The sequence below is a fragment of the Xenorhabdus cabanillasii genome (assembly GCF_003386665.1).
GTDB classification, from domain to species: domain Bacteria; phylum Pseudomonadota; class Gammaproteobacteria; order Enterobacterales; family Enterobacteriaceae; genus Xenorhabdus; species Xenorhabdus cabanillasii.
Genome location: NZ_QTUB01000001.1, coordinates 3,187,447 through 3,197,793 on the forward strand (window position 1 = coordinate 3,187,447; position 10,347 = coordinate 3,197,793).

Below are 10,347 nucleotides of genomic sequence, written 5' to 3' on the forward strand. Positions count from 1 at the left end.
CACATCCATTTTGCGGCTGTCATCACTAAAATTTATCAATAAATGAGGATTTACAGAGTGTCAGTAAAATGTGTGATAGCTGGACAACAATTATTCACGAATATGTTATGTTTAATGGTGTAACTGATCATAAATATAAGAATGGAGGAGTTATGTCGTTTAAGTTGAAAACGGACTGTGCTTCAACACTTTCCATTAACAGTAAATCCATTAACAATAAATCCTTTGGCAGTAAAACCTACCATTATTACAGTCTGTCTCTGTTATCCGAGCAATTAGGTGAAATATCCCGTCTTCCAAAATCTCTGAAAGTTCTGCTCGAAAACCTCCTGCGTAACATTGATGGTGATTCTGTTGTTGAAGATGATCTGAAAGCGCTGGTGGCATGGCAACAAAACGGCCATGCAGAGCGGGAGATTGCCTATCGTCCGGCTCGTGTATTGATGCAGGATTTTACCGGAGTACCTGCTGTAGTCGATCTTGCAGCTATGAGAGAAGCTGTTTTACGGTTTGGCGGAGATATTGAACAAGTGAATCCATTATCTCCCGTTGATCTGGTGATTGATCATTCAGTTATGGTGGATAAATTCGGCACTGAACAGGCATTTGCAGAGAATGTTAAGATCGAAATGGAACGTAACTATGAACGCTATTTATTTTTGCGTTGGGGACAAAAAGCGTTCAATCGTTTCCGCGTTGTGCCGCCCGGAACGGGGATCTGTCATCAGGTTAATCTTGAGTATTTGGGTAAGGCAGTTTGGTATGAAAATCATAACGGAAAAGATTTTGCCTATCCCGATACATTGGTTGGCACAGATTCTCATACCACGATGATTAACGGGCTTGGTGTGCTCGGCTGGGGTGTTGGCGGAATTGAAGCCGAAGCTGCGATGTTAGGGCAGCCTGTCTCCATGTTGATACCTGATGTGGTTGGTTTCAAACTGACAGGTAAGTTACGTGAAGGGATTACTGCGACGGATCTGGTTCTGACTGTAACACAAATGCTGCGTAAGCATGGTGTGGTCGGTAAGTTTGTCGAATTTTATGGTGATGGTCTGGCTGATTTACCATTGGCTGACAGAGCAACTATCGCCAACATGTCACCGGAATATGGTGCGACCTGTGGTTTCTTCCCTGTTGATGAAATTACTTTAGATTACATGCGATTAACCGGACGCAGTGAAGATGAAATCGCACTGGTTGAAGCTTATTGCAAACAACAGGGGTTATGGCGCAATGCAGGTGATGAACCTGTCTTCACCAGTAGTCTGGAGCTAGATATGTCTAAGGTGGAAGCAAGTCTGGCGGGGCCAAAAAGACCTCAGGACAGGGTTGCATTGGGCGATGTTCCAAAGGCTTTCCAATCCGCTATAGATCTGGATCTCCAGAAAAAACAAGGGGGTCAGGCAACTGTACCTGTGACTTTTGATAGCCATACTTTTTCATTACAAGAAGGGGCTGTTGTTATTGCGGCCATCACGTCTTGTACAAACACCTCGAATCCCAGTGTCTTGATGACCGCAGGTTTACTTGCCAAGAAAGCGGTTGAAAAAGGTTTACAACGGCAACCGTGGGTTAAAACTTCATTGGCACCGGGGTCAAAAGTTGTAACAGAATATCTGAAACTGACAGGGTTTATGCCCTATCTTGAAAAGCTAGGTTTTAATCTCGTGGGATATGGCTGTACCACCTGTATTGGTAACTCTGGACCATTGCCAGATCCGATTGAAGCGGCGATTAAACAGGCTGATCTTACCGTTGGTGCGGTACTTTCCGGTAACCGGAACTTTGAGGGGCGCATTCATCCTTTGGTCAAAACTAACTGGCTAGCTTCTCCACCACTTGTCGTTGCTTATGCGCTTTCCGGCAGCATGAAGAAGGATCTGACCAGAGAACCAATCGGGCAAGACCGACAAGGCTACGATGTTTATCTGAAAGATATTTGGCCGAATAGCAGAGAAGTAGCTGAGGCAGTTGAAAAAGTCAGAACAGAGCTGTTCCATAAAGAATATAATGCTGTTTTTGACGGTGATGAAGATTGGCAGGCATTAAAGGTTGAAAGTTCAGCCACTTATTCCTGGCAGCAAGATTCAACTTATATTCGTCTTCCGCCTTTCTTCAATAATATGACACCCGAACCTGAGCCGATGACTGATATCCATCAGGCCAATATTCTGGCAATTCTGGGGGATTCGGTAACCACGGATCATATTTCTCCCGCAGGAAATATCAAGGCTGACAGTCCGGCAGGAAGATATTTGCAGGAACATGGTGTGGCTCCGAAAGATTTCAACTCTTATGGCTCAAGGCGTGGAAATCATGAAGTTATGATGCGTGGAACCTTTGCCAATATTCGTATCCGCAATGAAATGGTGCCCGGTATTGAAGGGGGATATACACGTCATATTCCATCGCAAACTCAGCTGGCTATTTATGATGCAGCCATGCGTTATCAGGAAGAGAAAAAACCGCTGGCTATTATTGCTGGTAAAGAGTATGGCTCTGGCTCCAGTCGTGACTGGGCAGCAAAAGGAACCAGGCTATTGGGAGTAAGAGTAGTCATTGCGGAATCTTTTGAACGTATTCACCGTTCTAACCTGATTGGTATGGGGGTATTGCCATTAGAGTTTCCGCAGGGCGTCAGTCGCAAAACACTTAATCTGACGGGAGACGAGCGTATTGATATCACTGGATTAAGTGACATACAACCCGGACAAATTATTGTGGTAAAAATTACTTATGCCAGTGGGGAGGAAACACGGATTAATGCCCGTTGTCGTATTGATACCAACACTGAGCTGGCATATTTCTACAATGGCGGCATATTGCATTATGTGATCCGCAATATGTTGAAATAAAAATTAACTAACACTCACGCCAGGCAATGTGGATAACCGACAGTCTGTACGTGAATTAACCGAAGGACTCAGCGGTTCTCTTTACGGCGATAAAGGTTATCTCAGTCAATCTCTCGTCAATGAGTTAGCGAAAACAGGAGTGAGAAGAAACCGTCACTGAATATTTCCTATTCGGAAAAAGACTTCTTAATAACGGCTTAAACAGAACCCAGGTCAAATAGAAAAAATTATCAGATTAATGCGCTTAACACGATAGAAACAAAAACTGCGCCCACACCGACGCAGTTTTTATTTTTCACAGTTTTTATTTTTTTACAGAAAGGATATTAACTGGATTTGGACAATAAATGCCCCATTAAACGAGCTTTTGTATCCAGGTAGTAAGCGTTATTGGGGTTACGCCCGACAACCAGTGGCACCCGTTCGACAATGTTAATGCCTGCTCCTAGCATAATCTCAATTTTTTGCGGATTGTTTGTCAGAAGACGAATAGCAGAAACATTCAGTAACTTATACATGTCTGAACACAGAGTGAAATCCCGCTCATCAGCAGCAAAACCTAACTGATGGTTGGCTTCGACAGTATCAACGCCTTTATCTTGTAATGCATAGGCGCGAATTTTATTCAGCAGACCAATATTACGACCTTCCTGGCGGTGATACAGCAGAACTCCCCGACCTTCCTTGCTGATTTGTGACAGAGCAGCCTCTAACTGAAAACCACAATCGCATCTTAAGCTAAATAAAGCATCTCCTGTCAGGCATTCTGAATGGATACGGGATAAAACGGGCTCATCACCTGAAATGTCACCATACACGAGAGCAACATGGTCACGGCCTGTTTCTATCTCTTCAAATCCAATCATCATAAATTCGCCCCAGGGAGTGGGCAGCTTAGCTTCAGCTACTCGTTTTAGCTGCATTTTTGTATTCATATGTTGATTTAGCTCGTTATATACCCGTCGTTTTTCAAGCCACAGTTTGTTGGCGGTGTCGGTTCACCTGGTCACACAGTCTCTATCATATAGTTATCTATGCTGCCGGAGATCTGTTCCTTCACCGTCACGCTGCATCTTGAATTTTATAGGGTATAAATATTGTGATACTTAGAACAATACCAGTTTGGAAATCAGCTAAAACTGCGAAAATTTTCTCTGATTACAGCGCATGTACGCGCTCGGATTATAACAGAAATTATGTTTTTGTCCGTAAAGAAAGATGTTGGCAGATAACACATGAGAGAAATTAATTACAGTAATTTAGCATGCTAAACTATAAACGTATTTTGGGAGAAATATTAGATGTTATCATTCCAATATAGTGACGGAACTGCGGGGGGAGAGGAGTAGAATATTGTCACAAAAAGGGATAAATATTGCTTTGGTGCGATAAAGTGCTTCCTTTGCATAGACGAGAAATGCTAATTTAGCAAGCCGCTATGTCTGTTATTTGGCATATTAATCAGCAACAATCGATAACAGGAAACAATGTGAAATATTTTGTGATTTTATTACTGGCACTGGTTGTTTTTGTTATCTCAGTCACTCTGGGAACGAATAATAATCAAGTAGTAACGTTTAATTATCTGATTGCCAAAGGCAATTATTCGATATCTACTCTGCTGGCGGTATTGTTTGCCATCGGTTTTGCTCTTGGATGGGGAATTTGTGGGGGATTTTATCTGCGTACCAGTATGTCACTAAGACGCGCCAAACGTAAAATTAAGCGTCTGGAGACTCAGTTGGAACAACCAGTTGAGCTACCTACTAAAACTGCCTCTCCAGTAGTTTTAAACAAGGAATAATTCTCCATGTTAGAGCTGTTGTTTCTGTTGCTTCCCATTGCTGCAGCTTATGGTTGGTATATGGGACGCAGAAGTGCTCAACAAGATAAGCAGCAATCTGCAAACCGCTTGTCGCGTGAATATGTTGATGGTGTTAATTTTTTGCTCTCCAATCAGCAAGACAAGGCGGTTGATCTATTTCTTGATATGTTAAAGGAAGATAGTTCAGCGTTTGAAGCCCATTTAACGCTGGGAAATCTGTTCCGTTCTCGTGGTGAAGTTGAAAGAGCCATCCGTATTCACCAATCCCTTATGGAAAGCGCCTCCCTGACATTTGAACAACGTTTGCTCGCTATTCAGCAGCTTGGAAGAGACTATACAGTGGCCGGGTTGTATGACCGTGCAGAAAATATGTTTGTTCAGTTAGTCAATGAAAAGGATTTTCGTGAAAATGCGTTTAACTCCTTGCTAACTATTTATCAATCAACCAGCGACTGGAGCAAAGCTATTGATGTTGCTGAGAAATTGGTCAAATTGGGTAAACAGCAGTTTCGGCAAGAGATTGCCCACTTTTATTGTGAATTGGCTCTGCAAGGTATGGGAGAAGAGAATTTCAGTAATGCCATTGGGTATTTGAACAAAGCAGCTCAGGCAGATAAGAATTGTGCCCGTGTTTCTATCATGCTCGGCCGTATTCATATGGCGCAAAAAGAGTATTTCAAAGCGATTGAGGTACTTAAACGCATTCTTGAACAGGATAAACAGTTGGTCAGCGAATCCCTGCCGATGTTGCAGGAATGTTATCAGGATCTTGCTCAACCAGAAGAGTGGGAAACTTTTGTTCGACGCTGTGTAGAAGAAGATTGTGGCGCAATTGCAGAACTTCATTTGGCTGATATTGTTGAGAAAAAAGAGGGGCGTGATATCGCCCAAAATTACATTAACCGTCAATTGGAAAGTCACCCGACAATGCGTCTGTTTTATCGCCTGATGGATTACCATTTGGCAGACGCAGAAGAAGGCCGGGCTAAAGAAAGTTTGATCCTTCTGCGTAATATGGTGGGTGAGCAGATCCGAACTAAACCAGATTATCGATGCTATAAATGTGGCTTTACTTCTCGCTCACTTTATTGGCATTGCCCTTCATGTCGTTCATGGGACACCATTAAACCCATTCGTGGTTTAGATGGTCAGTGATAGTGTTACGATTATTGGTGGCACTTTTCGACATGTTTTTTCATTTATGAAGTTTTCATTCACGAAATAAAGTTCATTAGTAAATTAAAGGCCAAAGAATGACATCTCATACAACTCAAGCTTTAGGTAAACAGATTGAATCTCCCGTTGTTGTTGCATTGGATTATGACAATCAGGATGCAGCACTGGCATTCGTCGATAAGATTGATCCACAGTCCTGCCGTCTGAAAGTGGGTAAGGAGATGTTTACATTAAATGGCCCACAATTTATTCAGGTATTACATCAACGTGGTTTTGACGTGTTTTTGGATCTCAAATTTCATGATATTCCTAACACAACTGCAAGAGCAGTGGCTGCGGCGGCAGAATTGGGGGTTTGGATGGTCAATATTCACGCCAGTGGCGGGGAGAGAATGATGACCGCAGCCAAAGAGGCTTTATTGCCTTATGGTAAAGATGCCCCGTTGCTAATTGCTGTAACTGTTTTGACCAGTATGGAACAGTCTGACCTGTTGGGAACAGGTATTGATGTCACACCAGCACAACATGCTGAACGTCTGGCAAAATTGACCAAACAATGTGGTTTAGATGGTGTGGTTTGTTCAGCCCATGAAGCTCAGCAATTGAAAGAGGTATGTGGTCAGGAATTCAAACTGATTACACCGGGTATCCGCCCTGAAGGTTCAGATGCCGGAGATCAACGCCGTATTATGACGCCACCACAAGCCGTTCAGACAGGTGTGGATTATATGGTAATCGGTCGTCCGATTACTCGTGCTGAAAATCCTGCACTGGCATTACAGCAAATTAATCAGTCTATTGGGATCGTTCATGGATAATAATTCTCGCCTGGTGTATTCGACAGATATTGGTCGTATTCAAGAAGAAAAAGTGACACCTGCTCGTCCTAAAGGTGATGGTATCGTGCGTATTCAACGTCAAACCAGTGGGCGTAAGGGGAAAGGGGTTTGTGTGATCACAGGTATTGATGCTGATGATCAAGCGCTTGCCAGGCTGGCCGCAGAATTGAAGAAAAAATGTGGTTGTGGTGGCTCCGTTAAGGATGGTGAAATTGAAATCCAGGGTGATAAGCGTGATTTGCTGAAGCAATTGCTGGAAGAAAAAGGAATGAAAGTGAAATTAGCTGGTGGCTGATTTAGTTTCTCATCTTCGCCTCATACTCATTTCATAAATCTTCACAAGCTATGCAGTAAATTAATTGTGTAGCTTGTGATAGCAGCCTATTGATTCAATCAAAATTCAATGCGTTTTATATCTCAAAGTTAAATATTAATAATTCAATTAGATTATCTATTATGAGAAGATTTTAGTATTTTAAAATTCATTATTACTTAGGGCAATCGCATGATGATTCTGTTATTAAATTTTGAAAAAATACAATAGCAGATTGACTTTTAAACAGGTTAACTAGACATCTATTTAGCACACCATTGACACTAAGTTAGTTTAAAAGGTTACTATATATGATAGAAATACGTGAAATTGATAGAGATAATTTGTTTGATATATGCGAATTAACATCGAATAAAGATGGTATTGGAACTGTGATGGAAGAATATATTTGTTGCAATGCTATTTCAATTGCCGAAGCAAAATTTTTTCCTGAATTCAAGCCAAAAGCCTTATATCATAATGGAATATTGATTGGTTTCTTTATGTATAAACATATAGAACAGAAACCACAGGAAGTGGAAATTTGTCGATATATGCTTGATTACAAATTCATAGGAAAAGGGCTAGGGAGAATGACATTTGAAGCGATGTTATCTTACTTTAAAGAAACAGGAGTTAAAACTGTAATCTTGATGATAGATGATGATAATCTAATTGCTAAAAAACTTTATACTTCTTTTGGTTTTGTTTTCACGGGAAAAGTTTTAAAAGAAGAGTATTATTACAGTTTAGATATATAAAAATTTTTTTGATTCAGGGTTACATGTGGCTAATAGAGGGAATGAGGCGAAAGTGCCTCATTCTGTTTGATATCGATAACTTCTACATGCTTCTTTCAAAATTTCTCAAATAATGTCAGACATCAATCTTTTAAAATCAGAAGACTATAATTTGGATCTGAGATAATTTCTGATTCTTCAAATGGTAAATGTAACCATTGTTTAGCCTTATAGGAACGAGTAGAGTCACTATAATGCGGCGAAGCAGGATCATCTGACAATGAGGTTAATAATGAAGTATAAGCCTCTACTTTATTATTTGGAAAGCTAATAATCTGTAAGTAACTGTTGCCAAAGGTAGCGAGTTTTGTATCATCGATACTTTTTACACAAGCAATAGTGAAATAACCGATTTCATCACAGCCACCATATAAAGGAACACGATTATTTCCTCGCGATAAATATAAATAGTCACCCCGTTGTGCATTCAGTGATAATCCGCGGTGGTTTAAATCCAGCACGGTGGCTCCCAGTGCTTGCCGGAGTGTTTCTGTTATATCAGCATGGAGTTTACGTGGTGTATTTAATGGATCATTTTTGTTGAAGGGAATGGCAAATAAAATATGGTCCGGTAAGTCCAGCAGACGCTCCCAAACACCATCCCAAATATGTGCTCCTCGCGCGGTAATATGACCACTATTATCCCAAGCCTTCAGAATATGGCAGGCTGCGGTTACATTAACTCGTTGCGGAGAGGAGTAGGTTATATTGCTCATAGGGTCATGTTGTACATCGACCAGCGGTGAATGACAGGCTTTTTCTATCAGTTGAGATTTGAATAATTCAGCGGTTAAAACGCGACTGTTCAAAACCATTTTCTGGAGTATTTCACTATTGATGAATTTCCCCGGATACTGATCATGACCTTTCAAACGTTCTTGTACCATTATATGGCCCAAACGTGTACGCATACTGACAGGCTTATTACCATCGGGGCCAAAGATGACAGGATAACCCGTCAAGGGTGATTGGGGATTGGTAAGCCAATAACTGTCGTTCATATTGGCAACATAATCAGTGCGCAGCAAATTAGGCATTCGCGCAGGTCCTACAGCACCTGTTTGAACTGAATCAGGGTCACTCTGCCAATCACAGAAACTGTGTGAACCGTCAAAAAATGGAATACCCGGCTCCAATTGAGCAGCCAAGATTTGGCGGGATTTGGTGGTACAAATTTTCATTTGCTCTGGGGAAACATTAGGGACAGCCCCCATATCCGCATACCAGGCCTGATCACTGCCACGACCAACGGCGACGGTATTCACCCAGGGCATAGCCGCTTCTTGCTGTTGGATAGCAATAAATTCGTCAAGAGAACGGGATTGACCCCAGCGTAACCAGTTTCGCCATAAGCGGAAATTTTCTTGATTGATGTCGCGAACTGCAAATGCTTTTTTTGTGTCCCAACGTAGTGGGGAAAGATTCACCAGTGGCCCATATTCTGACTTATACAATGTGCGAGTAACAGGAATCAGAGCGCCAGAATCTTGTTTAACTTGAACTGTAATGGTGTTGGCTTGCATTTTTATTTTTTTGCCATCACGGAGGTAACTTAATGGATCATCAGGTGCCAAACTGAGTTCATAAAAACCCATGCGAGCGGTTACCGAATTGGTGTGACTCCATGCAATATTATTGTTAAAACCAATTTGGATAATGGGAATACCTAAAAATGACGCTCCACTGACATTGATTTCACCAGGGATAGTGAATTGAGCCTGGTAGAAACGGTCTGGGCCAAACCAAAACCAATGCGGATTGCCAAATAATAGAGGGGAGTCTGAATTGGTGGCTTGTGTTCCAAATCCATAAACATTACTGCCAATGCCTCTGCTTACCAAACTGTTCAAACGAAATGCAGTTGTCGATACTGGTGACTCTGAGGTTGAAATATCTGTAGTTGATAATGTAGTGGGAGGTTGGGCACTGACAATGTTGGTTAACATACGGATGTACCCTTCCGCGAGTGAGGCAGCATACATACGTCGATAAATATCGTGTTCACTGATTGGCTGGAGCCAGGCATTATTGCGACAAGCGTGATGAGCTGTGCTATGAAGGGGCAATTCGTGCAGGTATCGGTTATAACCAGCTGTAAAGCCGGAAACAAGTTGTCTGACTTTTTCAGGTTGGGCTTGAATCATACGCTCCAGCATATCTTCTGAAAGAATATGGCGGTGATAAAAATCAGAATCCAGATTTTTCACTCTATTCGTTATCCCTTCATAAACCAGTATGGCTTGTCCGCCAAAATATCGGGATCGTTCGCCACGATAAGTCAGAAAGGAATCTGCCATAGTACAAAGGTTATCCTGTGCCTGAACATAACCATAGCCATAACCTAATCCAATCCAATTTTTGGCTTTAATATGGGGAATGCCCAAACTGGTGCGACGTATTTCTGCATATTTATCTGAATGACTATTAGCTTGTGTCGCAGGAGCGTGATGAAGACAGCCCCCTGATAAGCCTGAGATAAAAATGCAGGTAATCATTTTAAGGAAAGATTTTATTTTTATCGTTTCAAATATCATGT

At 41.7% G+C, this 10,347-nt stretch carries 8 protein-coding genes and 1 pseudogene; 7 read left to right on the forward strand and 2 right to left on the reverse strand.

Features of this window, described 5'->3' with window-relative positions; translation table 11 throughout:
- Positions 1 to 152 precede the first annotated feature (152 nt).
- A complete protein-coding gene (gene acnA, locus BDD26_RS14745; RefSeq protein WP_115826946.1) occupies positions 153 to 2,858 on the forward strand; it encodes an aconitate hydratase AcnA in 2,706 nt (901 codons plus the stop codon).
- Positions 2,859 to 2,865: 7 nt separating this feature from the next.
- A pseudogene (locus tag BDD26_RS14750) lies at positions 2,866 to 3,000 on the forward strand (transposase); the annotation flags it as partial.
- Positions 3,001 to 3,184: 184 nt separating this feature from the next.
- On the opposite strand, the gene ribA reads toward BDD26_RS14750, so the two are convergent.
- Positions 3,185 to 3,781, reverse strand: a complete 597-nt coding sequence (gene ribA / locus BDD26_RS14755; RefSeq protein WP_038259929.1) for a GTP cyclohydrolase II — start codon at positions 3,779 to 3,781, stop codon at positions 3,185 to 3,187.
- 566 nt (positions 3,782 to 4,347) lie between these two features.
- On the opposite strand from ribA, the gene BDD26_RS14760 reads away from it, so the two are divergent.
- From BDD26_RS14760 to BDD26_RS14780, 5 genes are all read left to right on the forward strand, one after another.
- Entirely contained in the window at positions 4,348 to 4,662 is a 315-nt protein-coding gene (locus BDD26_RS14760) for a LapA family protein (protein ID WP_038259948.1), read from the forward strand.
- A 6-nt stretch (positions 4,663 to 4,668) separates the two neighbouring features.
- On the forward strand, positions 4,669 to 5,838 hold the full coding sequence (gene lapB / locus BDD26_RS14765; RefSeq protein ID WP_038259928.1) for a lipopolysaccharide assembly protein LapB: 1,170 nt from the start codon (positions 4,669 to 4,671) through the stop codon (positions 5,836 to 5,838).
- 98 nt (positions 5,839 to 5,936) lie between these two features.
- A complete protein-coding gene (pyrF, locus tag BDD26_RS14770) occupies positions 5,937 to 6,677 on the forward strand; it encodes an orotidine-5'-phosphate decarboxylase (protein ID WP_115826947.1) in 741 nt (246 codons plus the stop codon).
- Positions 6,670 to 6,993, forward strand: coding sequence for a stress response translation initiation inhibitor YciH (yciH, locus tag BDD26_RS14775; protein ID WP_115826948.1), 324 nt, complete (start codon positions 6,670 to 6,672; stop codon positions 6,991 to 6,993). The genes pyrF and yciH overlap by 8 nt, the downstream gene beginning before the upstream one ends.
- A 329-nt stretch (positions 6,994 to 7,322) precedes the next feature.
- Complete coding sequence (locus tag BDD26_RS14780; protein ID WP_115826949.1) at positions 7,323 to 7,772, forward strand: GNAT family N-acetyltransferase; 450 nt, start codon at positions 7,323 to 7,325, stop codon at positions 7,770 to 7,772.
- Between the two features lie 122 nt (positions 7,773 to 7,894).
- Here BDD26_RS14780 and BDD26_RS14785 read toward each other — a convergent pair whose 3' ends face one another.
- Positions 7,895 to 10,345 carry a penicillin acylase family protein gene (locus tag BDD26_RS14785; protein ID WP_115826950.1) on the reverse strand — a complete coding sequence of 817 codons (2,451 nt, stop codon included), beginning with the start codon at positions 10,343 to 10,345 and terminating at the stop codon, positions 7,895 to 7,897.
- Positions 10,346 to 10,347 lie beyond the last annotated feature (2 nt).